Source organism: Sorangium sp. So ce363, assembly GCF_051520435.1.
Classification (GTDB): domain Bacteria; phylum Myxococcota_A; class Polyangia; order Polyangiales; family Polyangiaceae; genus Sorangium; species Sorangium cellulosum_B.
The window spans coordinates 9,882,868-9,908,615 of the sequence record NZ_CP150333.1 but is presented as its reverse complement, the minus strand read 5'-3'; the positions used below and the strand labels follow the sequence as shown (position 1 = coordinate 9,908,615).

Annotated in this window: 22 protein-coding genes; 16 read left to right on the top strand and 6 right to left on the bottom strand. The window is 70.9% G+C overall.

What is annotated here, in order from left to right:
• The first annotated feature begins 22 nt into the window (after positions 1-22).
• Both WMF12_RS37240 and WMF12_RS37235 read left to right on the top strand, forming a co-directional pair.
• Positions 23-619, top strand: coding sequence for a TIGR00725 family protein (locus WMF12_RS37240; RefSeq protein ID WP_437852892.1), 597 nt, complete (start codon positions 23-25; stop codon positions 617-619).
• A gap of 72 nt (positions 620-691) precedes the next feature.
• Positions 692-2,461, top strand: a complete 1,770-nt coding sequence (locus WMF12_RS37235; RefSeq protein WP_437852890.1) for a protein kinase domain-containing protein — start codon at positions 692-694, stop codon at positions 2,459-2,461.
• A gap of 126 nt (positions 2,462-2,587) precedes the next feature.
• Here WMF12_RS37235 and WMF12_RS37230 read toward each other — a convergent pair whose 3' ends face one another.
• Positions 2,588-3,367, bottom strand: coding sequence for a nucleotidyltransferase domain-containing protein (locus tag WMF12_RS37230; protein ID WP_437852888.1), 780 nt, complete (start codon positions 3,365-3,367; stop codon positions 2,588-2,590).
• The gene (locus tag WMF12_RS37225; protein WP_437852886.1) at positions 3,364-4,683 is read right to left on the bottom strand and encodes a DNA polymerase beta superfamily protein; all 1,320 of its coding nucleotides are present in this window, start codon (positions 4,681-4,683) and stop codon (positions 3,364-3,366) included. The genes WMF12_RS37230 and WMF12_RS37225 overlap by 4 nt, the downstream gene beginning before the upstream one ends.
• Positions 4,684-5,004: 321 nt before the next feature.
• On the opposite strand from WMF12_RS37225, the gene WMF12_RS37220 reads away from it, so the two are divergent.
• Positions 5,005-5,925, top strand: coding sequence for a transposase (locus tag WMF12_RS37220; RefSeq protein ID WP_437873933.1), 921 nt, complete (start codon positions 5,005-5,007; stop codon positions 5,923-5,925).
• Between the two features lie 488 nt (positions 5,926-6,413).
• On the opposite strand, the gene WMF12_RS37215 is transcribed toward WMF12_RS37220, so the two are convergent.
• Complete coding sequence (locus WMF12_RS37215) at positions 6,414-7,949, bottom strand: hypothetical protein (protein WP_437852884.1); 1,536 nt, start codon at positions 7,947-7,949, stop codon at positions 6,414-6,416.
• Positions 7,950-8,599: 650 nt separating this feature from the next.
• Here WMF12_RS37215 and WMF12_RS37210 point away from each other — a divergent pair.
• From WMF12_RS37210 to WMF12_RS37195, 4 genes are all read left to right on the top strand, one after another.
• Entirely contained in the window at positions 8,600-8,725 is a 126-nt protein-coding gene (locus WMF12_RS37210) for a hypothetical protein (protein WP_437741485.1), read from the top strand.
• A 172-nt stretch (positions 8,726-8,897) separates the two neighbouring features.
• Positions 8,898-9,884 carry a TOMM precursor leader peptide-binding protein gene (locus WMF12_RS37205; protein ID WP_437852882.1) on the top strand — a complete coding sequence of 329 codons (987 nt, stop codon included), beginning with the start codon at positions 8,898-8,900 and terminating at the stop codon, positions 9,882-9,884.
• On the top strand, positions 9,881-11,272 hold the full coding sequence (locus tag WMF12_RS37200; protein WP_437852880.1) for a YcaO-like family protein: 1,392 nt from the start codon (positions 9,881-9,883) through the stop codon (positions 11,270-11,272). Before WMF12_RS37205 ends, WMF12_RS37200 begins: the two co-directional genes overlap by 4 nt.
• Before the next feature lie 127 nt (positions 11,273-11,399).
• The gene (locus tag WMF12_RS37195) at positions 11,400-12,227 is read left to right on the top strand and encodes a SagB/ThcOx family dehydrogenase (protein WP_437852877.1); all 828 of its coding nucleotides are present in this window, start codon (positions 11,400-11,402) and stop codon (positions 12,225-12,227) included.
• Here the strand turns inward: WMF12_RS37195 and WMF12_RS37190 are convergent, their stop codons facing one another.
• Positions 12,228-13,121: an SDR family oxidoreductase gene (locus tag WMF12_RS37190; protein WP_437852875.1), complete on the bottom strand. Its 894-nt coding sequence runs from the start codon at positions 13,119-13,121 to the stop codon at positions 12,228-12,230.
• A 99-nt stretch (positions 13,122-13,220) separates the two neighbouring features.
• Between WMF12_RS37190 and WMF12_RS37185 the strand changes: the two genes are divergently transcribed.
• The 7 genes from WMF12_RS37185 to WMF12_RS37155 all read left to right on the top strand — a co-directional run bounded on the left by WMF12_RS37185 (position 13,221) and on the right by WMF12_RS37155 (position 21,742).
• Entirely contained in the window at positions 13,221-14,132 is a 912-nt protein-coding gene (locus tag WMF12_RS37185; protein ID WP_437852873.1) for a LysR substrate-binding domain-containing protein, read from the top strand.
• A 174-nt stretch (positions 14,133-14,306) separates the two neighbouring features.
• Positions 14,307-15,449, top strand: a complete 1,143-nt coding sequence (locus WMF12_RS37180; protein ID WP_437852871.1) for a PAS domain-containing protein — start codon at positions 14,307-14,309, stop codon at positions 15,447-15,449.
• A gap of 324 nt (positions 15,450-15,773) precedes the next feature.
• Complete coding sequence (locus tag WMF12_RS37175) at positions 15,774-16,418, top strand: DUF2267 domain-containing protein (protein WP_437741478.1); 645 nt, start codon at positions 15,774-15,776, stop codon at positions 16,416-16,418.
• A gap of 251 nt (positions 16,419-16,669) precedes the next feature.
• Positions 16,670-16,969, top strand: coding sequence for a hypothetical protein (locus WMF12_RS37170; RefSeq protein ID WP_437852869.1), 300 nt, complete (start codon positions 16,670-16,672; stop codon positions 16,967-16,969).
• A 32-nt stretch (positions 16,970-17,001) separates the two neighbouring features.
• Complete coding sequence (locus WMF12_RS37165) at positions 17,002-17,742, top strand: phytanoyl-CoA dioxygenase family protein (RefSeq protein ID WP_437852867.1); 741 nt, start codon at positions 17,002-17,004, stop codon at positions 17,740-17,742.
• A gap of 306 nt (positions 17,743-18,048) precedes the next feature.
• Positions 18,049-20,790 (top strand): hypothetical protein, encoded by a 2,742-nt coding sequence (locus WMF12_RS37160; protein WP_437852865.1) that lies wholly within the window; start codon positions 18,049-18,051, stop codon positions 20,788-20,790.
• 79 nt (positions 20,791-20,869) lie between these two features.
• Positions 20,870-21,742 carry a DNA-formamidopyrimidine glycosylase family protein gene (locus WMF12_RS37155; RefSeq protein ID WP_437852863.1) on the top strand — a complete coding sequence of 291 codons (873 nt, stop codon included), beginning with the start codon at positions 20,870-20,872 and terminating at the stop codon, positions 21,740-21,742.
• A gap of 14 nt (positions 21,743-21,756) precedes the next feature.
• Here the strand turns inward: WMF12_RS37155 and WMF12_RS37150 are convergent, their stop codons facing one another.
• Complete coding sequence (locus tag WMF12_RS37150; protein ID WP_437852861.1) at positions 21,757-23,796, bottom strand: hypothetical protein; 2,040 nt, start codon at positions 23,794-23,796, stop codon at positions 21,757-21,759.
• A 422-nt stretch (positions 23,797-24,218) separates the two neighbouring features.
• On the opposite strand from WMF12_RS37150, the gene WMF12_RS37145 reads away from it, so the two are divergent.
• Together WMF12_RS37145 and WMF12_RS37140 are read left to right on the top strand one after the other, a co-directional pair.
• Positions 24,219-24,485 carry a hypothetical protein gene (locus WMF12_RS37145; RefSeq protein ID WP_437852859.1) on the top strand — a complete coding sequence of 89 codons (267 nt, stop codon included), beginning with the start codon at positions 24,219-24,221 and terminating at the stop codon, positions 24,483-24,485.
• Between the two features lie 119 nt (positions 24,486-24,604).
• A complete protein-coding gene (locus WMF12_RS37140) occupies positions 24,605-25,057 on the top strand; it encodes a LamG domain-containing protein (protein WP_437852857.1) in 453 nt (150 codons plus the stop codon).
• 231 nt (positions 25,058-25,288) lie between these two features.
• Here the strand turns inward: WMF12_RS37140 and WMF12_RS37135 are convergent, their stop codons facing one another.
• Positions 25,289-25,690, bottom strand: coding sequence for a hypothetical protein (locus tag WMF12_RS37135; protein ID WP_437852855.1), 402 nt, complete (start codon positions 25,688-25,690; stop codon positions 25,289-25,291).
• Positions 25,691-25,748: the final 58 nt, after the last annotated feature.

Genomic DNA, 25,748 nt, shown 5'->3' with positions numbered 1-25,748 from the left:
CGGGCGCCGGAGCGGAGCCGTGATGGACGACGATCGGGACGAGCGAGAAGAGGAGGACACGAAGCGGGACATCGCTCCCTACGTGCCGCGCCGCCCCGTGATGGCGGTGATCGGCAACGGCCTCGCGGTGGACGCGGCGACCGAGGTTGTGTGCGTCGAGCTCGGGCGGCGCGCCGTGGAGGCGGGGTTCCGGCTGGTCACCGGGGGGCTGGGGGGCGTCATGGCCGCCGTGTCGCGCGGCGGGCGCGAGGCGGCGACGTGGCGCGACGGCGATATCCTGGGGATCCTGCCAGGGTACGAGGCGTCCACGGCCAACCCGTACGTGGACATCGTCGTCCCGACCGGCATGCAGATCGGGCGCAACATCCTGGTCGTCGCCATGGCCGACGTGGTCGTGGTCGTCGGCGGCGGCGCGGGCACGCTGAGCGAGATCGCCGTCGCCTGGCAGCTCGGCAAGCCGGTGCTCGCGCTCGCGACGAGCGGGGGCTGGGCGAGGCAGCTCGCCGGGGGGCGCGTGGACGACCGGCGCTCGGATCGGATCGTTTCGGTCGCGAGCGCGGAAGAGGCGGTGGCGAGGGCGTGGGAGGCGGCGGGCCGCGGTCGCGGCCGGGGGGCGTGACAGGGCGCTGCGCGCGCGGCGCGGCCTCCGCGCGAGCCGGCCGCGCGGCAGCCCGTGCTAGCCTCCGCGCCGATGTCGGAAGCGGAAGAGGACGAGATCCAGCGGCTGCGAGCCCGCGTCGGGACGATCCTCCACGGAAAATGGCGGATTGACGCGCTGATCGGGGCGGGGGGGATGGCGGCCGTCTACGCGGCCACCCATCACGTGGGGCACCGCGTGGCCATCAAGATCCTGCACCCGGAGGGCGCCGTGTCCCGGGAGCTCCGCGCCCGCTTCGAGCAGGAGGCGCTCGCCGCCGCGCGGCTCGGGCACCCGGCCGCGGTGCAGGTCCACGACATCGACGTGACCGAGCGAGGAGAGCCGTTCCTGGTCATGGAGCTGCTCGACGGAGAGAGCCTCCGCGAGCGCGTGTTGCGGCTCGGTACGATCGATTCGACCGAGCTCCTCGCCCACATGGACACGCTCCTCGAGGTCATCAAGGCAGCGCACGACGCCGGGATCGTCCATCGGGACATCAAGCCGGACAACCTCTTCGTGACCCGCGATGGGCGGCTCAAGGTGCTCGATTTCGGGATCGCGCGCATGAAGCAGGGCGGCTCGGGGTTGAAGACGCGGACAGGCGCGGTGCTGGGCACGACGAGCTACATGGCGCCCGAGCAGATCCTGGGGAGGAACGTGGACGGGCGGGCCGACCTCTACGCGGTGGGCGCGACGATGTTCACCGTCCTCGCGAACCGTCGAGTCCACGACGACGATGGGCTCACCGAGGGAGAGCTCCTCGTGAAGAGGGGCACGACGCCAGCTCCTCCGCTGTCGACGGTGGCGCCGGGCGTGGATCCGCGGGTCGCGCGCGTCGTGGACCGCGCGCTCGCCTTTCAGGTCGAGCGTCGCTATCCGGACGCGCAAACGATGCTCGCTGACGTGCGCGCGCTGCGACGGGGCGAGGAGCCGCCCTTCGCGACGGGGGAGCTGGCCAAGATGGACGAGCGCACGCGCGCGTACGGCCGGGCCATCCCCGACGGGCCGCCGGTGGGGGCGCAGTTCCCGAGCGCGAGCCCGCCGGGGGGGGTGATGCCGGCGGCGGTGGCCGCCTCGACGGGGGCTCCTCCGGGCCAGCCTTATCCGGGGGCGGGGGCCGCGCCCCAGGGGCGGGGGCCGCGCGCGCCGGGAGCGACGCAGATCGCAGTCGTCGGCGGGGTGGGGGCGCTCCTCTTCTGCGTGGGAGTCGGCATGGTGCTGCTGCTCTGGCCCTCCCGCGACCAGGGCGCCGGCGACGCTGGCGACAGCGGCGCGCCGGTGTCCCTCCCGGACGCCGCGCGGGCCCCGAGCGCTGCGGCGCTCGCGGTCGACCCCGCCGGCTGCCCGCCGGGCGTGCCTTGCACTTGCCCGGGCGGCAGTCCGGGAAACGTGCCGGTGAGCTGCCTGCTGACGTGCGGCGACGCGCCCGGCTGCAGGCCGAGCTGCTCCGATCGAGAGAGCTGCGCGAGCCACTGCGCCGGTGACTGCCAGTCTTCCTGCGCGAGGAGCAAGGGGTGCAGCACGACGTGCGCCGACGGCTGCTCCACCGACTGCCGCAACGCGGAGACGTGCCAGGTCACCTGCGGCGCGGGGTGCTCGATCACCTGCGAGGACGTCAACAAGTGCGCCCACGTCGTGGGCGACAGGAGCGTCGTGAGGTGCAATCGGGTCGGAGGATGCCAGGTGATGTGCATGGGCTCGTGCGCGGTGGCGTGCTCCAATGCCGGGGGAGGATGCCCGGTGACCTGCGTGGGGCAGGGGCGCGCGGTGAAGTGCGGCGACGGCCGCAACGCGTGCGGGGACGGCTGCTCGCTGCCGCGGTGAGACCGGGCTGGCCGGGCATGCGCCGAGGGAACGAGCGTGGAGCGGCACTGGGCCGTCCGGGGATCGGCGCTCCGGCGTGCCCGTGTGCGCACGTCGGTGGACGTGCCTGCGAACCCTCGCCGCGCCTCAGAGCCGCGCCTTGCGCAGCGCGAGCAGCCAGTCGTTGAGCTCTCCCTGGTTGGGCGGCTCCTCCGGCAGCACGGCGTGGTCGCGGGCCACCTCGAGGGTCGTGAAGGCGCGGGCGATCTGCTCGGCCCAGCGCTCGGCGACGTCGGGAGCGAGCGGCGCCTGCTCTCCGGCGCGCTTGGCCTCGACCAGCTCGCGCGCGGCGCTGAAGCCGTAGAGGTCGAGGAGCGCGGTGACGTCGGTGACGATCTCGCCCGTCCGGAGGGCGTGGGCGCCGGTCAACGTGGTCCTGAGGACATAGAGGAGCTTCTTCGCCGACGAGCGCCCTCCCGCCTCCCAGGCGCGGAGCTGGCTCGTGGCGAAGCCGATGTAGTGGCGGAAGATCCGGCGCGAGAGGCCGGCGGCGACGAGCGGGCGAAGCGAGGCGAGGTCGGGATCGACGTGGAGCTGGAGGGGGCCGAGGATCCGCTCGATGTAGTTGCCGTTGCCCTGGAGGACGCCGATGAGGACGGGGTGGAGCTCGTTCGACGTGTAGTCGATCTCGACGCCGTCGATGACCTGCATCCGCTCGGGGCTCGCGTTGCTGCGATGGAGGCCGAGCAGCTTCTCGGTCGGCTCGACGTGAACCGACTTGAGGTCGAGGTCGCTGTCCGGCGAGGGGAACCCGTACGCGTGCGCGCCGCTGAGGGCGATGACGAGGTGCGAACGCTTGGCCTCCTCCTCGGCGATGACGCGCGCCGCGACCTCCTGCTGCTTTGCTTCGAGCACCTGGGGGTTCATCCGTCGTCCTTTCTCAACTCGTTGCCGGGCGCGGGGTCGTTGCCGGGCGTGGGGGCCGCGTCTCTGTCGTCCCAGGCCGCGACCGGCGCGGGGGGAGCGTCCTTGCCGAGGGGGCCGGGCTCCGCCGCGAGGTGCCGGCGGGCGATCTCCTCGCGGACCCGCCGGAGGAGCACGTCGGCGCGGGGCACGTCGGGGTGCGGCGGCAACCTGGTTGCGAGCCGCGCGGCCTCGAGGTCGGGCGTCATCGACTCGGCGAGCTCGATGGTGCGATCGAGCGGCCAGGCGCCGCTCTTGATGGCGAGGAGCGTCTCGCGGAGATCGCCCTGCACGACCAGGTCGACCTCGCCGTCGCGCAGCCAGCGGATGGCGGTCGCGATGAGGCGAACCAGGTTGTAGGCGTTCTTGGGGCGGAGGTCGCGGGAGAGATCGAGCGACGTCCTGTCCGCCCGGGCGAAGGCCGCGAGCGAGGCGAAGTCGCGCGCGGGCAGCAGGCCCTGGTCGTGGAGCGAGCGGTAGAGCTGCTTGATGTACTCCTTCGCCTGGAGCTCCCTGTCGGCCTCGGTCGGCGCGGCGCGCGGGCTGATGGCGGCGAGCTTCCGGGCGACGTCGTCGAGCGACATCGCGGGGTCGTTCGCGAGCCAGTCGAGCACGCGCTCCCGGTGCTCGGCCAGCCGGTGCGCCTGCGAGAGCCGCTTGAGCTGCGAGAGCGCGTAGCGGCCGAAGCTGCCGTAGATGGCCGAGGAGACGAACGCGTCGCGCGCCTCGAGGATCCAGGCGCCGATGTCGTCGCGCGCCTCGGCGGTGCGGACGAAGAGCAGCTCGAGGGTGTTCGGGTCGGCGCGCAGGGCCTGCCGGATGGCCTTCTCGACCTCCCAGTACGAGGCGCTGCCGTCGGCGCTCACGAGGTCCCGCGGCGGCTCGGCGAGGCCCGTGGTCCAGGGGAAGGGGAGGGCGAAGACGCCACGCCGGTCGGTGTCGGACCCCTCGTTCGCGAGCCCCCACGCGCGCGATCCCACGACGGCCTCGAGGACGACGGCGGGCAGGAGCGCGTCCCAGGCGGCGCTGCGCCGCTCCGCGTGCCGCACCTGGCCGGTCTTGCGCGGGACGAGCTCGTCCCGGCGGTAGCGGACGACGCCCACGCCGACGAGCATCACGTCGAGCTCGGCGCCCGCCGAGCCGACGACGCGCCCGATGGCGCCCTGCAGGACGCGGCGCTCCCCGAGGACGCGGTCGACCCGGGTTGTCACCTCGGTGCCGTGGGGCAGAGGGACCGCGAGCGGATCGAGGTGGGTGAGGCCGCGCAGGCGGAGCTCCATGCGAGGACGCTACCATGACGACCCGACCCAGGTTGGGGGCGACCGACCGACCCGGATCCGACCCAGGTTGGGGTACCGGGGCCGACCTAGGTTGGTGGCGCTCCGGGTTTGACCCAGGTTGGCGGTGGGCCAGGTTGGCAGACCGAGGTTGGCGTCCCGACCTGGGTCGGACTAACCGCAACCCAGGTCGGGCTAGGAGTAGTCGCAACAGCTCCAGCTCAGGTGGCGGACCGCCAGGCGGCCGCCACCCACGAAGCTTGGTCGAGCAGCGAAATGATTGATGGAAATCCCTGGCACGGCGCTTGTCTTATTGCGCCTGTCATGAGCCAGCCCCGCGAGATCGCTGCCGGAGCCACCTACCTCATCACCCGTCGCGTCCTGCGCCGGCACCTGCTCTTCCGCCCGGATGCGGCAATCACCCAGCTCTTGGTCTACGTCCTCGCGGTGTCGACGCGCCGTTACAGCATCGAGGTCCATGCGATCTGCGCCATGTCGACGCATCTGCACCTGGTCGTGACCGACTCGAGGGGCGTCCTGCCGCGGTTCTTGCAATTCTTCCATCGCATCGTCGCGCTCGGCACGAAGGTGCTTCGCGGGTGGGAAGGCCCGGTATGGGACCACGAGGCCACGAGCGTGGTGCGGCTGCTGACGCGCGCTGCGGTGGTGGAGAAGATTGCTTACGTCATGGCGAATCCTGTCGCCGCTGGCCTGGTGCAGCATGCTCGCGAGTGGCCGGGCGCCAAGGTGGATGTGGACGAGCTCGGTCGCGGCGTGCTGCGCGCGGCACGGCCTTCGGTGTATCTCGACCCGGAAAACCCCGAGTGGCCCGAGGAAGCGACCGTCTCGCTCACGCTGCCGCCGGCCATCGAGCAGGACAGCGCGGAGGGCTTTCGCCAGGACGTCTCTGCCGAGCTCGAGCGACACGAAGCGCGGGCCCGCGCGGAGGTGCAGCGGCGAGGACTTCGCTTCTTGGGCGCCGAGAGAGCCGGCAAGGTGTCCCCTCACGAGCGCGTGACGAGCTTCGAGCCGCTGCGCGACGGCAATCCGACGTTTGCGGTGGGTCGCGAGCAGGGAGATGCGTGGCGAGTCGCAGGTGCCGCTATGCGTGCGTTTCGAGCGTCGTACCGTGCGGCGCTGGAGCGATGGCGTGCCGGCGTACGCAGCGCTGTATTCCCCGCGGGGACGTGGTGGATGCGCACGTTTCACGGCGCCAGCGTGGCCGACGTCGTGCTCACGGTGTAGAGCCACAGCGGTGGGGCGCTGCAGGGAGGTGGGCAGGACGGGCGAGGGCATCAGTGCCTTGTCGTGGGGCGCGTCCGTCTGGGACCGGCGGTGTGGGCGGCAGATCGTTGTGCGGCATTGTGCGCAATAGGATGTGCTGGTACGATGCCGCTCCGAATGCGTATGAGTGGGTCCGGAGGGGTTGCGATCGGCTCTGCGTGATCGAACGGGGAGCTTCGTGCCGGAAACGAACATAGCGATTAGCCCAGCTTGGCTTTAAGCTCGCCTAGCCGGGGTTCGATCGTGCCATGAGTAGAGTTCAGCTCGGCTGAAATCGCTGCGTTGCCGGCCGCAGCTCAACCCGGGTCCGGCGGGTAGGCTCGCAACCTGGGTCTGGGCTGGGCTGGGCTGCCGCAACCTGGGTCGGGTCGCCCGGGTAGGCTCAACCCGGGTAGGCTCAACCTGGGTCGGAGTGGGTTGCCGCAACCTGGGTCGGGTCGCCGCAGCCGTCACCGTTCGATCAGCAGCACCGGGCTGCCCGAGAGGGCGAGCGTCGCCTTGCCGCCGCTCGCGTCGGCGGAGGTCTTCGCGCCGTCCCACGCGTGGACCTCGAACCCCGTTGTCGTCGCGAGCTCGACGCTCGCGGACGCGTCCTCCGTGCTGCTCGCCGTCACGGCCCAGAGGGCGATCCGGCGCTTGCCGTCCTTCTTGAACACGGCGCCCCGAGCGCCCCCCGGCAGCGCGAGTTCCCTGGTCGCGCTGTCATCGTAGGACGCGCCGAAGAGGATCTCGTTGAGAGTGGTATACGCCTTGCCGAGGTCGGTCTTGGTCGCCTGATCCACGCTGGCGAGGGCGCCGACGTCGTTGTAGAGACCCATGTGCGCGAACACGTCGTCGCTCCCGTCCTCGCCGTTCGATAGAATGAACCAGTCGACGCCGCCGATGCCGTGCGCCTGCGCCATGGTCATCATCTTGATGAGGTAGTTCCGCGCGTACTCCGGGCTCCCCACCTCCGGGTACTCCGGCGTCGGCGCGAGCGGCGCGCCGTTCTCCGAGACATTCCACCCCTGCACCGCCGCCGCGGCGTCGGCGAGCGTCGCGGCGAAAGCGTCCTTCGACGCAAGGAAATCGTCGACGGACGCATCCGAGCTCTTCGGGCTGAAGATCGGGTAATAGTGAAAATCGAGCACGTCGATGTAGGCGCCGCCCTTCTCCGGGTAATCTCGCGTGACCGCCCCCCCGTCGGGGTTGTCGGTGTAGCGCAGGATCGCCGAGAGGAACGAGGGGTATCCGATGCCCCCCGTCGCGATCCGCGCGTCCGGATCCGCCTTGCGCGCGGCCTCCTTCGTGACGCGCAGCATTCGTATATAGTCAAATATCGATCCATTGAACCGCGGGAGATCGGCGGCCTTCGGCGGTTCGGTCCTCCAGGTCTCGGTGACGCGCCAGTCGGCCACCCAATCGGGCTCGTTCCACACGTGCCACAGCTTGACCCAGGGCTTGTAGGTGTCGACGGTCCGATACACGTAAGAGGCCCACGCATTGTCCGGATTCACCGTTCCATCGGCCGAGAAGATCGGCTCGTAAAGGCTCTTCGGGATATAGTACTCGTTCTGCCAGTCCTCCGCGTCGGCCGGCGCCACCGTCAGATCGACCGACTCGGAGCCGATGAGAAATCCGATATGGTCCGCCATGCCCAGGGACGCGTACGATTGAATGTCCCCGACCTCGATCTCGTATCCCCACCTCGCGAAATGGGCCGCTGGCAGCTTGATGCGGAGGCTGCGGACGCCCGCTCGCGCCGCGAGCGTGGCCTCCTTGTCGTCGCCCCAGTCCGCGTTGCGGTGGCCGAGGTTGGCGCCATAGCGAAACGCGTGAGGGAGCCCGCCGCTCCCGCCGTTCCCCCCGCTTCCCCCGTCTCCCGCGCTTCCGCCTCCCCCGGAGCTGATGTCGCCGCCGCCCGACGCATCGTACCCCGGCGAGTCGTCCCCCGAACCACATGCAACGACAGCTGAAGCGCACAGCAGAACGGACCATCGACCCATGAACATTCCTCCTCCAGTCAGATCCCGGGAGGCCAGCGTAAGGGAGTTTCGCGTCCAATTTCAGGAAATCTGCGAAGCAGATTGCACTGCGCTCGCCCAGGGGCCGTTCGCCCGCTCTACAGCGGCGGGCACGCCGAGGCCGAGTAGGCGCTCTCGCTGCCGGTCTCCGTGGGCGAGGTGCAGGAGCGCGAGGGGCTCGCCCGTCTGGCTCGCGCCGTGGCGCAGGTTGGCGATCCTGGCTGACGCAAGCGCGTCTCCCACCGGGCGCGCAGCGCGCCGGTGGGGCTTTGCTCGATCGCGCAGGAGGTTGCGCGTGCTTGTCTTCCAGCTCGCTCGGTCGGTCCTGCGGTGGCCGAGCGAGAATGCCCGCTCTGCTCTGCGGTTCATGGGTCTCGAGGCGAGACTGGGCACACCTTCGCGGCTGGCACATCGCTTGCCATGGTGCCCAGATGTAACCGATGGCAGAAAGGAATCGAACATGACCGACGACTGATCGAACGATTCCAGGACCTCACGTTGGGAGAGAGCCTCGCCGAGATCCAGCTCGGCGCAGGCACCCTCGATGTCGAGGCTGTCGGCCGAGCCGTCGTTGACGAAGGTGTGTCGAGCAATCGGCGGCTGAAATCTGGCGAAGCAGGAGACGAACCCAAATGTTTGAATGGTTGGTCGATGACCTGATGGACCTCACCGTCGATGAGCATGGCGCCGCGAGGTCCGTCGTCTTTATCGGCATCGCCGCGTGCAGCAGCAGTAGCAGCATCATCTGCATCGGTTGATGCGGACGACGCTATCCGACCGGACAGGGCTCCTCGTCAGATGAGGGGCCTCCTCCGGCGCTCCATTGATTCCTGACGGGCTCTGCCCCAGTCATCGTTCTGCGTGCCAGCGCTGGCGGCGTCGTGAGGCCTCGCCGCCAGCTCCGCAGCGCGAAGAAGCTGATGAGCGAGTATGAACAAGCTAGACGACGTCCCCGAGTTCCCCTGTGTCAAGACCTGGTATCGGGTCGCGATCACGGATGATGCGGTGATCTTCCAGCACGGAGAGAGGGCGCTCTGCTTTCAAGGCAAAGCCGCGAGCAAGCTGCTGCCGGTGCTGCTTCCAATCCTCGATGGAACGCGGACGATCGAGCAAGTGATCGAGTACATGGGAAGATCCATCGAGCCCGCCACCGCGAACGCCTTGCGGTTGCTGGCCGAGAAAGGGGTGCTCACGAGCGGTTCTCCGGTCGGGGCCTCGGCGCCGCGGCCCGTCCGGGAATCGGCCCGCTTCCACGCGGCATACCGCGATGACGAGCCGGAATCCCTCACGCAGCAAAGGTTGAGCGACGCCAGCGTGGCGGTCGTCGGTGCCGGCGTTCTTGCCGACGAGATCGCGCGCCAGGTGAGCCTCTCCGGGGTCACGGGCGTGCAGCGGAGGTCGTTCGATGCCGGGGCGGGCGACCTGGCCTCGGCGAACCTCGTCGTGGTCGCTCCGGATCGAGGCGAGCTCGATTGGGTGGCGCACTGGAACACGGAAGCGCTGCGCCGACGTATCCCCTGGATGCAAGTGCTCGCGTGCGACAGCAGGTTCTCCGCGGTAGGCCCGCTCTACCTTCCGCACGCGACCTGCTGCTACGAGTGCTACCGGCTGCGCCTCGCTTCGAACGTCGCGTATCGAGGACAATACTGGGCCCTGGAGCGCAGCACGCCCAGCTTCCCGCTGCCGTGCGCCATGCTGGCGATCGTGAGCGGCCTCGCCGCATTGCTCGTGGCCCGCTGGATCGTCTCGCGGGACCCGCTCTTGCCAGGGCGGTTTTACGCGGTCAACCCAGGTCCAACCGTCCGCAGCGACACGCACATGGCGTACCGCGTACCCCGGTGCTCGGCATGCAGCGCCGCCGTCGCCGCGAGCGCCCCCAGCCCCTGGTACGCCCTGCAGGCAGGAACGGAGCCATGAACATGTTCGCTCCGCTCCGCTCCCCAGGCGACGAGCCGGCGCGTGGTCACGTCACGCCGAGGCGCGCGCAACGCACGCCGCTCGCCGAGGTCGCCGGCAGGCTGCGCACCCTCGTGTCTCCCTATACGGGCGTCGTGCGCGACACCGTGGAGCTGCTCCGCGCTCCGGATGACTGCCGCTTCTTCAACTTTGGCGCCCACACGGGCGACCTTTCGGATCTGGTCGGCGCGCCGAGCGAGGTCGTGTCCAACGCCGTGCATCCCGATCGAGAGGCGGCCTGGGTGGCGGCGGTCGCCGAGGCCGTCGAGCGGTATTCGTCGTTTTACGTGCCTGTGGGGGATCTCGTGTTCTCTTCGTATGAGGAGCTGGACGGGGCAGCGCCGGAGCCGGAGAGCTTCGCCCTGTTTCATCCATCGCAGTACGCGTCGAGCGACTTCCCCTATGTGCCCTTCACCTCCGGCGCCCGGGTCCGGTGGGTGCGTGGCTGGTCCATCCAGGATGGGATGCCCGCGTGGCTGCCGGCCCAGCTGACGTTCATGGGGTCACACCTCGCGCGCGGCGAGCCGCAGATCGCCTACTCGACGAGCAGCGGGACCGCGCTGGGCGGTACGCTGGAAGAGGCTGCGTTCAGCGCGCTGATGGAGGTCATCGAGCGCGACGCGTTCATGCTCGCATGGAACAACCGATTGGAGCTGCCGCTCCTGGATTGGCAGGGAGACGACTCGCTTCGTCATGACGAGCGCGTGGTTCCGGCCCCAGCGGGCATTCACTATGCCGCGCTCGACGCGAGCGTCTTCTTCCGCGTGCCGACGGCCATCGGCGTGACGCGATGCACCCTGGCCGGGCAGCCCGCGCTGACCGTCGGCGCTGCCAGCGCGGCGACCGGTCAGGAGGCTGCACGGAAGGCGCTGCGCGAAGCCTTCCAGACCAGGGTGCTGGCGAAGCAGCTCTTGAGCGCTCTGCCCAGGGGACGGCGCGCGCTGGAGGCGCATCAAGTCCGCACGTTCGACGATCATGCGCTCTACCATGCGCTGCGAGAGAGCTCCGCGTCTTCCGCGTTCCTCGATGCAAGCAGAGAGCGGCGCCACCTCGGCGACGTGCCCCCCCTGGAGGGCACGGACGTGCTCGGTCAGACCGCTTCGGCCGTGCGAGCGCTCGCGCGGCGAGGCGTCGGTGCGTACCTCGTCGACATCACCTCGCCGGATGTGCGCGACGCCGGGCTGTGGGTGGTGCGCGTGATCTGCCCGGAGCTCTGCCGGCTGGACGCGCCCCACACCGCGCGGTTCCTCGGCGGCAAGCGGCTCTATCATGCGGCGTACGAGGCGGGGCTCCGCGCCCGGCCTCTCTCGTTTGAAGACATCAACGTCCATCCGCACCCGTTCCCGTGAGCTCATGCGAGAGAGGGACGAGCGGGCGTCATCCACGGCGTCCGTCGTCGAACGAGCTGAAGAGACGGATCGCGCTGGACGGCGGCACGGCGCCGTGGCGCGCTGACCGGGGCAACAGGGGGACATGATGAAATTGAGTCAAGCCGATGGGGCCACGGTCAATGTCGCGGAGCTGGTCTATGGAGACCAGGTGGAGCTCGATGATCCGGCGGAGACATACCATGAGGCTTCCAAGCTCCATCCGGGCATCCTCGGCGAGGAGGCCGCTGGTAGGACGCTCCTGGAGACGAGCGCGCAGCTCCAGCGCTCGACGGCGAGGTCAACCAAGCGGTATGTGCTCGGCGAGGCGATTCGACTGCCAGGACCGGCGCTGCCCGATGTGGGCCTGACGGCGCTCCTTCGGGAGCGCAGATCGATCCGCCAGTTCAGCGGCGCGCGAATCGACGCGCAGGCGCTCTCGAGCCTCGTGTACGCCGGGTACGGCATCACCCACACGGTCCCCGCGAGCCCGATGACCATGCGGACCGTCCCTTCAGGAGGCGCGCTTTACCCCCTGGATCTCTACTGCGCCGTCCTCGGGGTCGACGGGGTTGCCTCTGGCGTGTACCACTACGACCCCTTCCAGCACGCCCTGGAGCAGGTGCGGGCTGGCGACTGCCGGGAGGAGATAGGCGGATCCATGGTCGCTCCCGGGATCGTGAAGGGCGCGTGCGTGGTCCTGCTGATCGCGGCGATGTTCAGGCGAAACCGGTTCAAATACGGCCTCCGAGGGTACCGGTTCGCGCTGATCGAGGCCGGGCATCTTGCGCAGAACGTGCTGCTGGCGTCCCAGTCGCTTCAGCTCGGCGGCGTTCCGCTGGGAGGCTACTATGACCGCGGCATCGACGATCTCCTCGGCATGGATGGGGTGAACGAGTCTGTCGTCTACACGCTCGCCATCGGTGTTCCCGCCTGATCAGGCCTCGACCGGCGCGAGCAGCGCTGCCCGGTGGCGCGCAAGGTAGCTCCGCACGTCCTCCGCGGGCTTGCCGGTGAGCTCCTCCACCGCCCTCGTCGCCACATCCAGCGTTCCGCGGGCGATCGCCTCGTCGAAGGAGGCGAGGAGCCCGGCGATCGCCGCGGGCATCCCGGCCTTCTGCATGCCTTGCTCCAGCGCATCGCGCGGCACGGGGACGTAGTCGATCGACTTGCCTGTGACGGACGAGGCGATCTGCGCGAGCTCGCGCTGGGACACGGCCGACGGCCCGGTGATATCGAGCACGCGCTTGCCATCGAAATCGGCCGCCAGCGCCGCGGCCGCGGCGCGGGCGCAGTCCTCGCGCGTGACATACCCGGCCTTGCCGTCGCCGGCCGCAGCGACCAGCTGGCCCGTCGCCAGCGCGCGCCGCAGCGAGGCCACGAGGAAGTCCGTATAGAGGTTGTTGCGCAGGACGGTCGCGCCGAGCCCGCTCTCCGCGAGGGCATCCTCGGTGACCTGGTGGTCGGGCGCGATCGCGATCGGCGAGCCCGGCCCGGGGTTGGTCAGCGACGTGTAGACCACGTGCCCCACGCCCGCCTTCGCCGCGGCCTCGAGCGCGCTCCGGTGCTGCGCGATGCGCCGGCCGGGGCGGTCCAGCGCGTCGGTGCTGATGAGCAACAGGCGCGCCGCGCCGGCGAACGCCTCCGCGAGCGACGCGGGAGCATCGAAGTCTGCGCGCCGCACCTCGACGCCGCGGGCGCGGAGCTCGCCGAGCTTCTCCGGGTGCCGGGTCGTGACGATGAGCGGCCCTGCGCCCTGCGCGAGCAAGAGATCGACGACGCGCCGCCCGAGCTGGCCGTTCGCGCCGGTGACGAGGAGAGGCTGAGACATGGTGAGAGCTCCTTGTGACGAGGTTGGGCGGATATTTGCCGCTGTCTCGAATCTGGTGCAACACGCAGAAACTGGCTACTGTGTGCCGGAATGGGAACAATGGATCTGAACCACCTCTCCGTCTTCGCGGCGGTCGCCGAGACGGCGAGCTTCACGGAGGCGGCGCGCCGGCTGGGGGTGCCCAAGTCGACGGTCAGCCGGGGCGTCGCGTCGCTGGAGGCGTCGCTCGGCGTGCGGCTCTTGCAGCGGACGACGCGCAGCGTGGCGCTGACGACGGCCGGGCACGCGCTGGTGGACCGCCTCGGCTCGCGGCTCAAGGCGCTGACGGAGGCGATCGAGGGGCTCCCGGAGCTCGAGGACGAGCCGTCGGGCACGCTGCGCCTCACGGCGACGGCGGACTTCGCCACCGAGGTGCTGGCGGAGATCCTCGCCGCCTTCTGCCGCCGCTACCCGCGCATCACGGTGGAGATGCACCTGTCGACGCAGTCCGTGGATCTGGTGAAAGAGGGGTACGACGCTGCGTTCCGGTTCCTCACGAAGCAGCCGCGAGACTCGACGCTGGTCGCGCGCAAGGTGGGCGAGCTGCACCTCCAGTTCTATGCCTCGCCCGCGTACCTGGCCGCGCGGGGGACGCCGAAGACGCTGGAGGATCTCGCGGGGCACGATGGCGTGGCGCTCATCAAGACGAGCCCGTTCGGGCGAGACGAGGTGTCGCGCGCCCGCGCGCGGCTCCGTGTCCGGTGGCTCGTGAACGACGGGTTCTTCGCGCGCGAGGTGGTGCGCAACGGCGGTGGGATCGGCCTGCTCCCGACCTTCCTCGTCCAGCAGGACGTGCTCGCCGGGGCGCTGGTCCGCGTGCTGCCGCGCTGGACGGCGCCGACGGGCGGCGTCTTCCTCGTGTTCCCGAGCGGCCAGCACTTGCCGAGGAAGACCGTCGCGCTGCGCGATCACGTGGTCGAGGCGCTGCGGATGCAGCTCAAGGCGCGCGCGGGCCGCGCCGGTGAGGGCTAGCGCCCCATCGGGTTGTCGCGAACATTACACACGTATTGGACCCACGGCAGCGCCGCGACGAGATGTGATCCGCGCCTCCACGCGGGCGCCCCTTAAGGCTTGATTTGCCGACAGGCCGTGAGGTTAGGCTGCACAGCCGAGGCCGCCGGTGCATCGCGGGCGGGGCACCTGAACATGAGCGCACACGACACTCTCGCGCGATCGCCGCTCGCGGTGGTCGAATACGGGCTGGATCTGGCGATCACGGCGTGGAACGAAAGCGCCGCGCGACAGCTCGGGTTCTCGAGGCAGGAGGCGATGGGTCGATCCATCGCCGAGCTGCTCCCTGTCCCCGAGGGCGCGGGGTCGTGGCGGCGGCTGCTCGACGAGGACAGCGGGGAGCAGCGCCTGCGTCACACCCGGAGGGACGGGGGCGACGTGGCCGTCGTGTGGGTTCATCACCGCGTGCTCGGTGCGCGGGGCGAGGCGGCGGGCGTGGTGTGCATCGGCCGCGATGTGACGGCCGAGCTCGAGGCGTCCAGGCGTCAGGCGGAGCACCAGCACATCCTCCGTGCCCTCGTCGAGAACCTCGATGTCGTCGTCTGGGCCTGCGATGCCAGCGGCGTGTTCACCTACTACGACGGCAAGGCGCTCGCGGCGGCCGGCATGAAGCCAGGACAGCTCGTGGGGCTGAACAATTTCGACATCTACAAGGAGCACCAGACCGGGGGGTTGCGGAGGGCACTCCGAGGGGAGCCGATGCACAACGTCATGGAAGCGGACGGAAAGCCCATCGAGAACTGGTTCGTCCCGGTCCGAGGGGAGGGGGGCGAGGTGGACTCGGTGGTCGGCATCACTCTCGATCTCACCGAGGCACGGCGCGCGGAGAGGGAGCTCCGGGAGAGGCTGGCGATCATCGAGCGGCAGCAGCAGGTCATCCGCCAGCTCTCGACACCCATCCTGCAGGTCTGGAAGGGCGTGCTGGCGCTCCCGATGATCGGCGTGGTCGACAGCGCGAGGACGGCGGAGGTGATGGACGGCCTGCTCCAGGCGGTGGTGCGCACCGGGGCCCGCCATGCGCTGCTGGACCTGACCGGGGTCGAGGCCGTGGACACGAAGACCGCGAGCTACCTCGTCGATCTCGTCCGCGCGATCCGGCTCCTCGGCGCGGAGGGCATCATCACCGGGATCCGGCCGAGCGTCGCTCAGACGATCGTCTCGCTCGGGATCGATCTTGCCGAGATCACGACGCTATCCGACCTCCAGGCGGGCCTGAGGCACTGTATCGGGCTCACGCTGCGTGAGGCGACCAGAGGCGGGCGCCCCGACCCAGGTTGAGGTTGCCGACCCAGGTTGGGGTCGCCGACCCAGGTTGGGGTGGGACGACCCGACCCAGGTTGAGGTCGCCGACCCAGGTTGGGGTGGGACGACCCGACCCAGGTTGAGGTCGCCGACCCAGGTTGAGGTGGGACGACCCGACCCAGGTTGAGGTCGCCGACCCAGGTTGGGGTGGGACGACCCGACCCAGGTTGGGGTGGGACGACCCGACCCAGGTTGAGGTCGGACGACCCGACCCAGGTTGAGGTCGCCGGCCAGACCCTTCACGCTGGGCACGCGCCTGGCACGGGCCTCGCAAGGATCCTCTCCCGAAGGAGGCCCCTCATGGATTACGACCGCTTCATCGAGGAGGTGCAGCGCCGCGCCGGCTTCGAGGGCCGCGACGAGGCCGAGCGTGCGATCGCGGTGACAGCACGGACGCTCGGCGAGCGGCTGCTCGTGGAGGAGGCGGCCGTGGTCGCCGGTGGGCTGCCGGGTCCGGTCGCCGCCGCGGTGCGCGGCGCCACGTACCAGGGCGACTTCGATCGCGACGAGCTCTACGACCGCATCGCCCGCCGCGAGGGCGCGCCGCGCGGCTTTGGCATGGAGCACGCCCAGGCCGTGTGCCAGGTCATCGGCGAGGCGCTGCCCGAGGCCGAGCGCGTGCGGCTCCAGCGGCACCTGCCGGACTGGGCGGACCTCTTCGCGCCGCGCTCGGCCGGAGCGCCCCCGCCGCGGCCGGCGCACGCCGCATCGCCGCCCGAGACCGGCCAGGGCTCGACGCTCGCGACGGGGCGGCCCGGCAGCCGTCACCCCTTGAGCGAGGCGCGCCCCGAGACGGCCCATGCGCAGTCGGTCGCCCGATCGGACGATCCCCACGCGGATACCAGGCTGTCGAGCAGCCCGGGGCTGACGCAGGAGCGCCTCCGAGAGACGCTGGCTGACGGGCGCCCCGGCCCAGAGCACCCCGTCAGCGAGACGCAGCGCTGAGCCGCGAACCGCAGCGTGGACGGCCCCACCCGGCGCGGGGGCCTCTGGCGCCTGCTTGACAGCGGCCGTGCTCCCGCGAACACTTCGCCTCGCGGGCTGCTCCGGGCCCGGCTCCTCGCTCGCCGCCGGCACGGCTCCGCGAGGGGCGAAGAGGGCGCTGCCCTTCGGCGGTCTTCGCTCGTGATGCTGCCGCTCTTCCGTCGGTGCCGGCCGACAAGGACCGATCTCGGCAGATCACCTGGACAGGGCCGATGGGGAACCGCCACCACCACAAGAAGCTGCGCGCCGACGTCCGCGCCAGGATGGCCCGGACCGGCGAGAGCTACCAGAAGGCGCTCGCGCAGATCCTGGACGAGCGTTCCACGCCGAAGGCGGCGCGAAACATCGATCTCGTGCCGATCGATTACTTCGGCGCGCCGGCCGCGCTCGCGACGTTCGAGATCGCGGGGCGGCTCGCGTGTCTCGTCGTCTCGAGCCGCCATCGCCCGCGGCCGTTCCCTCAAAGCCCCCTCATCGCCCTGGCGATGCGTGGGCCTCGGGCCATCCATTGAGTGATCTCCGCGATCCCGGGTGTCGCGAGGTCATGATGAGCACGTCAACGAGAGATCGAATCGACGCCTTTCGCGCGCAAGGCTTCTTCATCATGCGCGCTTTCCTCGACATCGCCGAGCGCGCCGAGCTCCGCCGCGCGTGCGACGCCGCGCTCCTCCGCACACGAGCGCTCTCCCGGGAGACGGGTCACTCGACCCCCAGGATCTCGCTCCTCACGGACGGCGCGACCTGCTTTCAGGACGATCCCTGCGCGCTGGAGCTCATCTCCGCGTTCGTCGGCTCCCGGCGCGTCTGCGAGCTGCTCGCCGGCCTCTCGCGCGCGGGAGCGGGAGAGGGAGAGGAAGACGCCCCGCGCCTGAAGGACGCGCATTACTACCACGAGCAGACCAGGCGCGACTGGGACGGGGACTGGCACCGAGACAGCCAGTTCGGCCAATCCGATCCAGAAATCGAGCGCGCCATCGTCGCGACGACGACATCGGTCCACTTCAGGGTGGCCCTGGAAGACGACGATCGGCTCGAGATCGTCCCCGGGTCCCACGCCCGCTGGGACACGCCGGACGAGCTCCGGATCCGCAGGGGCGCCGATCGGACCACGCCGGACATGCCGAACGCCGCGCGCGTCGCTTTGCGCGCCGGAGACGCGTGTATCTTCCACGCGTGGTCCATTCACCGCGCAACTTACCTTCGAGCTCCTCCGCGTCGCACGATCGACGCCCTCTACACCTTTGCTCGTCCGACCGCGCGTCGGTGGACGCTGCCGGCGATCTGAGGTGCCGCCGTCCGTCGCCCGGCCACCGCGGCGCCCGCCCTCTCGCGCATGCTGGTGCCGGCGTGGCCTTCGCGGCGGCCCTCGTCTTTGCGCCGTGCGCCGCGCGCGCGGATCCCACGATGAGCGAGGAAGCGGGATGGCTGATGCTCGCCGCGCTGCCGTCCGAGGTCGGCGGCGACGTGGGGATAGGCCTCCGCGAGATGGGTGGCCCGCGGATGCTCCTCGCGTGGTCCATGCAGCTCCCCATCCTTCCGCACCCGGCGAGCTTACAGCAGCCGCGCGCGAGGTCGCCTATCCTTGCCGCCCATGGCGCCCCGCCTGCCCCTGCTCCACCGCCTCGCCGGCGGGCTGGAGACCCGCCCCGTCAAGGCCGCGATCTCGCTCCTGATCCTCGTCTCGGTCCTGCCCATCCAGGGCCTCGACGAGCAGCTCCGCCCGTATTTCCTGGCGATCTTCGGCGTCGAGCTCCTCTTCCGGGCCGTCCTCCTCCACCAGCGCGGGGACGGGCGGTCGCGCCTCGACGTGCTCCTCTTCGCCTTCGACATCATCGCCTGGGTCAGCTTCCTGCCGCTCGAGCGGATCCTCGACGCGCACGCCGCCCACGCCCTCCCCATGCTGCGCCTCTCGCGGCTCTTCCTGCTCCTGCGCTTCACGCGCGAGATCGCGATCGACCTCTACGCGATCATGACGCGGCGCGAGCTGCTCGAGCAGTTCGGGCTCGTCACGCTGGCCGTCTGGGGGCTCGCGTTCGGCTCCTCCGTGCTGCTCAGCCACCTCGCGATCACGCACGACTACGATGGCCGCGGCCCGACCCCGGACACCAACTTCATCGACCGGATCTGGTGGTCTTTCCGGCAGATCGAGAGCGCCGACAACCTCGTCGAGAACCTCCGGGTTCACCCCATCGTGGCCGTCGTCTCGCTCGGCCTCACCATGGTGGGCGTCTTCATCACGTCGTTCATCATCGGCATCGGCGCCAACGTGGTCGACCAGGTCGTGCGCGCTGCGCGGCGGCGGCCGGTCCGCTACGCGGGGCACGCGCTCGTGATCGGCCCGGTGCACGAGGCCGAGATGCTGGTGCAGGAGTTCGTCCGGCTGTACGAGCGCCACCGCGCGCTCCGGAGCATCCGGCTCGCGGAGCTCTGGCTGTGGCTCATCCGCCGCGGGCCCCCGCCGACCCGCCACGCGCTCCCGCGGATGGCGCTCCTCGGCACCGAGGACGACCCGCCCGCCTACCTCTACGCGCCGGGGATGCGCTGGGTGAGCTACCGCCAAGGGGACAGCGCGCAGCCGGAGGCGCTCGAGCTCGTGGGCGCCGCCGAGGCGAAGCGGGCGCTCATCCTCGCGCGGCCCGACGCGGGGCCCGACGCCGACGCCCTGACGGCGATGACGCTCTCCTCGTTCCGGACGCAGAACCCGCACGGCCACGTGTTCGTCGAGGTGCAGGAGAGCAAGAACCGCGATCTCATCCAGGAGGTGGGCGGGCCCGGGACACATCCGCTCGACATGCAGCGGTTCCTCGGCTTCTTCCTCTGCCAGCACCTGCTCACGCCAGGCGTGGAGTCCCTCTACACCGACCTCATGACCGCGGACGGCTCCGAGTTCTACACGCACATCTTCCTGGGCGAGGAGGCGGTCGGAGCCGTCGGCAAGCTCGGCAAGGCGCCGAAGCACGAGCTCTCGTTCTCGGACATGGCGCGCGCTGCCTACGAGAAGCAGGTGATCCTCGCGGGGGTGTTCCTCGGGGACGAGGCGGCGGTGCCGAAGCGCGAGGAGGGCAAGCTCGTGTCGGTCGAGGGGCTCGTGCCGTGGCTGAATCCGCTGCTCGATCCGCCCGAGGGGTCGCCGGCGTGGGCCCTCGGCGCGCGGGCGGGCCGGGTGCCGGCGCAGCGGCTCAGGGGGCTCATCGGCGTATCGGCGACGTATGCGCCGCTCCTGGACTACGGGCGAGAGCTCTACAGGGGGCGGGGGATCGAGCGCGCCGCGGCGTCGGACGGCGCGACGGCGGCGCACGAGTGGGCGGCGAAGCTCTCGCTGCACCTCGGCGAGATCGAGCGGGTACTGATCGTCGGGTACAGCGCCGCGCTGCCCTCGCTGCTGCACGCGCTCGCGCGGTTCGTGCCGGGCGTCGAGGTGACGCTGGTCCTCGGGGAGCGCGGGGACGAGCGGATGCCGCTCCCCGATCGGCTCGCCTCGCTCGGCGTGACGCCCGGCCCGAGCGGCGCGCCGCCGGGCTCGGACGGGGCGATGCTCTCGCTCCCGCGCGGGGGCAGCGCGACGGTGTACACGCAGCACGGGCACGACCTCGCCTCGCTCGCGGTGCGCTGCGTGGCGCGCGGCGCGCCGCTCTCCGCGGCGGTGTTCCTGAGCGAGCCCGAGGGGCTCGATCGCGACGCCCGCACGGCGATGCGGGTCATCCGCTTCGCGCGGGCGCTGGCGAGCCGGGAGCTCGCGCACGGCAGGGCGCTGCATGTGCTCGCGGAGTTCTCCTCGGTGGCGAAGGGCGAGCACGTCCGGAGCCTCCTTGCCCCTGACAAGTGCGGCTTCGCCGTGCGGGTCAGCCTCGTCAGCACCGAGCGCATCAAGAACTACTTCATGGTCCACAGCGCCTTCGTGCCGGGAGTAACGGCTCTTTACGATGAGCTCCTCGGCGAGGGCGGGCAGGACCTCGTCCGCATCGAGGCGCCGCCGCCCGACGTGGCGGGGCAGGCGGGCGACGAGCTCCGCTTCGACGACATCCGGACGGCGCTCGAGCCCCGGGGCGCCATCCCCATCGCGCTGGAGGTCGAGGAGCCGAAGGAGGACCAGCCCGGGGGGGCGAGCCCCGTCGCGCAGCGGGGCGAGCCCCGGGGCGCGAGCCATGTCGCGCAGCCGGGCGAGCGCCGGGTCGTGCACCTGAACCCGCCGCCGGAGAAGGCCTTCAAGACGGCGCTCATCCGCGTCGTGTACGCGCTCGCGCGGCGCCAGGATCTCGTGATCCAGGGGGCGCAGCGGCCGAGGCGGAGCGACGCAGCGCTCGGCGAGGAGTCCCCGCGGATCAGCGCCTGATCAGCGCGCCGCCGCGCCTCTTTTTCGCGCCTCGCCCGAAGTCGCGCGATCTTCGCGGCGAGATCTGTATCCTGGAGGCGTGCCCGAGCGCCCGGACCTGGAGTACGTCGTTCCGATCCTCGCGCGCGAGCTCGCGGGCGCGGCCGTGGCCGCGGCGCGGGCCGAGAACCCGGTGGTGCTGCACGTCCTGCTCCCGGAGCGCCTCGACGCGCTCTTGCCGGGCGCGGAGATCCGGCGCGTGGCGCGGCGGGCGCACGCCGTGGTCTTCGAGCTCGACGGGGCGCGCGCGCTCGATCTCGTGATCTCCCCGATGCTGGCAGGGCGGTTCTCGATCACGCGGCCAGGAGAGACGCGGATTCCAACCGATCTCGCCTTCTCGCTGACCCTCGGGGACGGCCGCGAGCTCAGGGTCCGAGACGACGTGCAGATGAGCAAGGTCCACGTGCTCGCGCGGGGCGATTTCGACAGGATCCCCGGGCTCCAGCGCGTCGGCCTCGACGTCCTCGATCCTCGGGTGTTCACGCAGGAGGCGTTCCGCGCCGCCGCGCGCGGGCGGCGCGACCTCGCCAAGGATTTCCTGATGGACGGGACGGCGCTCGACTCCATGGGAGACTCGTACGCCGACGAGGTGCTCTTCGAGGCAAGGATCCACCCGAAGGCGACGGTCCAGAGCCTCTCCGAGGAGGAGACCGACCGCCTCCACGTGGCGATCGCCCGTGTCCTCGGCGACGCGACCCGGACGATCGCCCGGCGCGCGCCGGCGCTGGACGAGCGGCTGCGCGACTTCCTCAAGGTCCGCGGGCGCCCGGGCCAGCCGTGCCCGCGCTGCGGCGACAAGCTCCGTCGCGCGAGCGTCCACGGGCACGACGCGATCTTCTGCCCGGCCTGCCAGCCGGAGGTGCGGAGGAGCGCAGCGGGGGATCCGCGCCGCGCCAGGCGGGAGCCGGGCTGAGGCGAGGCCGGCGCTCACAGCGCTTCCGGCAGCGGCTCCGGCGGCGCGAGCCCCGCGCTCTTCGCCCTGCACGGGACGCTCACGCCCTGACAGCCGCACTGGTTCTCGCCGCCGTCGGTGATCTTGCCCGCCGTGCCGCTCTCCGTCTCGACGTTGAGATCGATGAAGTTGCACTCGATGGTGCTGCGCGCGAGCGCCACCGAGGCGCCGAAGCTCGCGACGGCGGCGCCGTCGCTCGCCTCGATGCGCACGCCGGTCAACGTGGCCTCCGAGTCGCCGGGGTCCTTGACGATCGTGACGCCGTTTCCCTGGAGCCCATCGGCTGAGCTCCGCGTGCCGCGGACCGTTGTCTCCTCCAGGGTGGCCGCAGATCCGAAGAGGGCGAGCCCCGAATCGACGCTCTCCTCGACGAGCGACGACCGGAGCACGAGGCCGCTCCGCCCGTCCTGTGCGCCGCCGAGCGCGTGGACCTCGATCCCCCGGCCGAAACGCCCGTCCGACGCCTGCGGGAGCGTGCGGCGGACCGCGACCCGCTCCAGCGTCGCGTCGGCGCCCTCGATGAAGACACCCGCGGTGCGGCTCCCCTCGACCACGGAGCCGCGCGCCGTGAGGTTGCCGCGCAGCGGGCCGCGGGAGGCCACCGCGAGCCCGACGCCGTGTTTCCCGTCCCCGTCGCGCGGCAGGGTGTCGCGCACGAGCACGCCGTCGAGCGAGGCGTCGGAGCTCAGGATCGCGACGCCCACGTAGCGGCTCTGCTCGACGACCACGCGCTGCAGGGTCGCCTCGGAGCGCAGGTCTTCCTCGAGGTCGGCGGCAATATAGACGCCCCACCCCGTCGCCAGCTTGTCCGGGTAAGGCCGCGTGTCGCGCACGACCGTATCCTCGACGACGGCGGACGAGCCCTGGACCCAGATCCCCGCCTCCTCATTGGCCTCGAGGACGCTGCGCCTCAAGGTCACCTGGCTCGGCTGGCCCCGGCTGTTCCGGATGGCCAGCACGCCCATCCCGGCGGCGTTGGTGTCGATTCCGGTGCTGTCGCGGATCACGCTGTCCTCGACGAGCGCCTCGGAGGCGATGAGGTACACGCCGGTTCCGTGGCTCTGCTCGATGATGGATGCGCGTACCGTGATCGAGGCCGGCGTGTTGCCCTCTCCCCTGTTCGCGCCGACGCCCGTCCCCTCGACCTCGCCGGACTCGAGGGTTCCTCGCACGACGGACGACTCGAGGGCGAGCTCGGCGCCCGCGCTGTGCACGCCGACCCGATGGGCCCCTTCGACGAGCGAGCCACGGACGGTGAGCGCCGCCGGGCCTTGCTCGTTGTCTACCTTGATGCCCTGGGCGCCCGCGCCGGCCACCCAGACCTCGTCGATCACGACGCCGCTCGAGCCCGAGACCAGGATACCTTGCCCCGCGCTGCGGATCGCGACGCCCCGTATCTCGGCCGCGTCGGCGCCCGCGCCGACTTCGATGGCCGCGGCCGTGTCCGGCCCCGCCCCGGCGATCTCGACGAGCGCCGGGCACCTCCCCCACAGCCGTACTGGCTTGTCGACGATCACGTCCTCTGGATACGTACCCGCGGCGATCGCGACGACCGCGCCGGGCGCGGCCGCGCGGAGGCCCTCGCCGACGGTCGTCCACGGCCTCTCCGGCGTGCCATCGGAGTCGCCCCCTGCATAGGCGCCGTCGACGTGCTGGGTCTCCTCGTCCAGGGCGATGTCGCCCCATGGCGCCTCACCGCACGGCGCGACCTCGCGACAGGCGGTCTCCCCCGGCACGGCCATCGTCCCCTCAGGGCAGGGGGCATCCGGCAGGACAGGCGCGCACGCTCGGTCGCCCGGCGTGAAGCCGGCGCCGCAGGCCTCGGGCGGGATGCCCGCGGGCTCGCACCCAGAATCGGTCGTGCGCTCGCCGGCCGCGCACCCCGGCGCGGCCGCCCCTCCTCCTCCGCCGCCGTCAGGCGTCGCGTCCGGCCGAGGTGGGGGGGCCTCCCTGTCGCAGCCAGCCAGGAGCCACGTCGCCGTGAGCAGCAGGAGCGGAGCCCCGTGTCGGTCCATGAATCCGTCCATGAACCGGACCACGACGTCGATCAACGGTCTACTTGTCGTCCACCACCGTAAAAAAACGCCGACCCGTCCGCGCTCGCGGTCTTCTCTTTGCTCAAACGCGACCCAGGAGACGCGGAGGCTCCACAGGAGAGAGCAGCGAGCGACCGCGACGCACTCCGCGCCTCTTCTTCTGCGCCTCTGTGGTGCATTTTTCTTCTCACTGCATCGGCGTGCGGCGCGCCGGCGCGAGTCGAGCCTTCGTGCGAGGCACGGTGACAGGGAGCGGCGTTCTGAGCTACGCTGAGCGCCCCGCAGGAAACGCAGCATGCTTTGCAAATCCCATCACTCTGCACATCGCCTGGCCGGCGTCGCCGTGCTTCTTCTGTCGCTGCCGGGCTGCGCCCTCGACACGAAAGGCACAGGCGGGTCAGGTGAATCCGAGGCTCAACCCGGAGGACCTGGCGGCGCTGCCGCTGGAGAACCCGGCGGAGCCATCGCCGGACAGCCTGACGGCGCTCCCGTCGAAGAGCCTGGCGGCGCTCCGGCGGAGGAACCCGGCGGAACGCCGACGGAAGAACCCGGCGGCGCTCCCGTCGAAGAGCCCGGCGGGGATCCGGTCGAAGAACCCGGCGGCGCTCAGGTCGAAGAGCCCGCTGGCGCTCCCAAGCCGCTGTGCGGGGCGGCAGCTCCATCGCTGATCGCGTGCTTCGCGTTCGAGGGCAACCCCGACGACGCCTCGCAGCATCACTTCACGCCCGAGCGGGTGCGCAGCCTGCACTATGCGCCTGGCCGTGCCGGCCAGGCGCTCTCGGTGACGATGGGGAGCAAACTCTACTTCCGCCACGATGCCGCATGGACCGCCTCCGCGATGACCATCGATGTCTGGATCAACCCCGCCTCTCTCCCCGACAAGCGGCGATACACCGTGATCGACAGCGGCGGGAAGCCTTCGCTCTTCCTGATGCCGGGCGGACAGATCCGCTGCACCATGGGCGTCGAGCGGAACGTGACTTACCCCATCGTTCCCGGGCAGTGGACGCACGTCGCCTGTCTCTCCGACGGCCAGACGCAGAGCCTCTACGTGAACGGCGTCGAGGTCGACCGGAGCCCCTCTGGCCCGGTGATCGCCTCCGGCGAACAGCCCGTCCACATCGGCTCGGACGAGCCCTCGGGGGAAGACGAGTTCAACGGGCTGATCGACAGCCTCCGCATCTTCGGCCGGACGCTCACGCCCCAGGAGATCTGCGCGGCTGCCGGCGGCGGCTGCTGAGCTGCACGGTCCGGCGCGCGCCCAACGGGGGGCTCTGGCCCGCGGGCCGGCTCATGGCCGTCGCCGCGGGCCGGCTCATGGCCGTCGCCGCGGGCCGGCTTCATGGCCGCCACCGCAGATCGACAGGCGAGGCCCGGCGTGACCGGCCAGGGCTGCCTGAAGAAGGCGCGCTCGCGGCGCGCGGAAGGATGAGCGGAGGGAGGGAAGAGAGCGAGAGAGGAGAGGAGCGCCTCAGAAGGGGGCGTCGCGGAGCGTCTCCTTGTACGTCGTCTTGTACAGATCGTGGCAGGCCTTGCAGCTCGCCTTGGCGCCGTCGATGTCGCCCTTCTTGGCCTTCGCGATGCCGTCGTTCGTGATCGCGACCCACTTGTCCATGCCCTTCGGCGGCCGCTTCGCCACGTACTCCAGCGCCTCCGCGATCTTCGCGGCGTCGCCGCTCGTGGTCGCCGATTGCATCACCGACTTCATCCAGCCCTGCATCGGACAGGCCTTCTGTCCTTTTGCACCGCAGCCGAAATCCTTCTTCTCGGCGACGGAAGCGGGGAGGTCCGCGGTCCCGCCAGCGGCCCACGCGGCTCCAGCAAAGCCAATGCCGACGGTCATCAACACGGCACTCATCAGCTTCTTGCTCATCGACATCCGACGTCTCCTGTGGGTAAGGGCAAGCGCAGCGAGAGACATTGCAGTTCCG

Excerpts from the sequence above, each read along its gene's own strand:
- WMF12_RS37240 (WP_437852892.1), top strand. The coding sequence starts at position 23 with ATGGACGACGATCGGGACGAGCGAGAAGAGGAGGACACGAAGCGGGAC.
- WMF12_RS37235 (WP_437852890.1), top strand. The coding sequence starts at position 692 with ATGTCGGAAGCGGAAGAGGACGAGATCCAGCGGCTGCGAGCCCGCGTC.
- WMF12_RS37230 (WP_437852888.1), bottom strand. The coding sequence starts at position 3,367 with ATGAACCCCCAGGTGCTCGAAGCAAAGCAGCAGGAGGTCGCGGCGCGC.
- WMF12_RS37225 (WP_437852886.1), bottom strand. The coding sequence starts at position 4,683 with ATGGAGCTCCGCCTGCGCGGCCTCACCCACCTCGATCCGCTCGCGGTC.
- WMF12_RS37220 (WP_437873933.1), top strand. The coding sequence starts at position 5,005 with ATGAGCCAGCCCCGCGAGATCGCTGCCGGAGCCACCTACCTCATCACC.
- WMF12_RS37215 (WP_437852884.1), bottom strand. The coding sequence starts at position 7,949 with ATGGGTCGATGGTCCGTTCTGCTGTGCGCTTCAGCTGTCGTTGCATGT.
- WMF12_RS37210 (WP_437741485.1), top strand. The coding sequence starts at position 8,600 with ATGTTTGAATGGTTGGTCGATGACCTGATGGACCTCACCGTCGATGAG.
- WMF12_RS37205 (WP_437852882.1), top strand. The coding sequence starts at position 8,898 with ATGAACAAGCTAGACGACGTCCCCGAGTTCCCCTGTGTCAAGACCTGG.
- WMF12_RS37200 (WP_437852880.1), top strand. The coding sequence starts at position 9,881 with ATGAACATGTTCGCTCCGCTCCGCTCCCCAGGCGACGAGCCGGCGCGT.
- WMF12_RS37195 (WP_437852877.1), top strand. The coding sequence starts at position 11,400 with ATGAAATTGAGTCAAGCCGATGGGGCCACGGTCAATGTCGCGGAGCTG.
- WMF12_RS37190 (WP_437852875.1), bottom strand. The coding sequence starts at position 13,121 with ATGTCTCAGCCTCTCCTCGTCACCGGCGCGAACGGCCAGCTCGGGCGG.
- WMF12_RS37185 (WP_437852873.1), top strand. The coding sequence starts at position 13,221 with ATGGATCTGAACCACCTCTCCGTCTTCGCGGCGGTCGCCGAGACGGCG.
- WMF12_RS37180 (WP_437852871.1), top strand. The coding sequence starts at position 14,307 with ATGAGCGCACACGACACTCTCGCGCGATCGCCGCTCGCGGTGGTCGAA.
- WMF12_RS37175 (WP_437741478.1), top strand. The coding sequence starts at position 15,774 with ATGGATTACGACCGCTTCATCGAGGAGGTGCAGCGCCGCGCCGGCTTC.
- WMF12_RS37170 (WP_437852869.1), top strand. The coding sequence starts at position 16,670 with ATGGGGAACCGCCACCACCACAAGAAGCTGCGCGCCGACGTCCGCGCC.
- WMF12_RS37165 (WP_437852867.1), top strand. The coding sequence starts at position 17,002 with ATGATGAGCACGTCAACGAGAGATCGAATCGACGCCTTTCGCGCGCAA.
- WMF12_RS37160 (WP_437852865.1), top strand. The coding sequence starts at position 18,049 with ATGGCGCCCCGCCTGCCCCTGCTCCACCGCCTCGCCGGCGGGCTGGAG.
- WMF12_RS37150 (WP_437852861.1), bottom strand. The coding sequence starts at position 23,796 with ATGGACCGACACGGGGCTCCGCTCCTGCTGCTCACGGCGACGTGGCTC.
- WMF12_RS37140 (WP_437852857.1), top strand. The coding sequence starts at position 24,605 with ATGGGGAGCAAACTCTACTTCCGCCACGATGCCGCATGGACCGCCTCC.
- WMF12_RS37135 (WP_437852855.1), bottom strand. The coding sequence starts at position 25,690 with ATGAGCAAGAAGCTGATGAGTGCCGTGTTGATGACCGTCGGCATTGGC.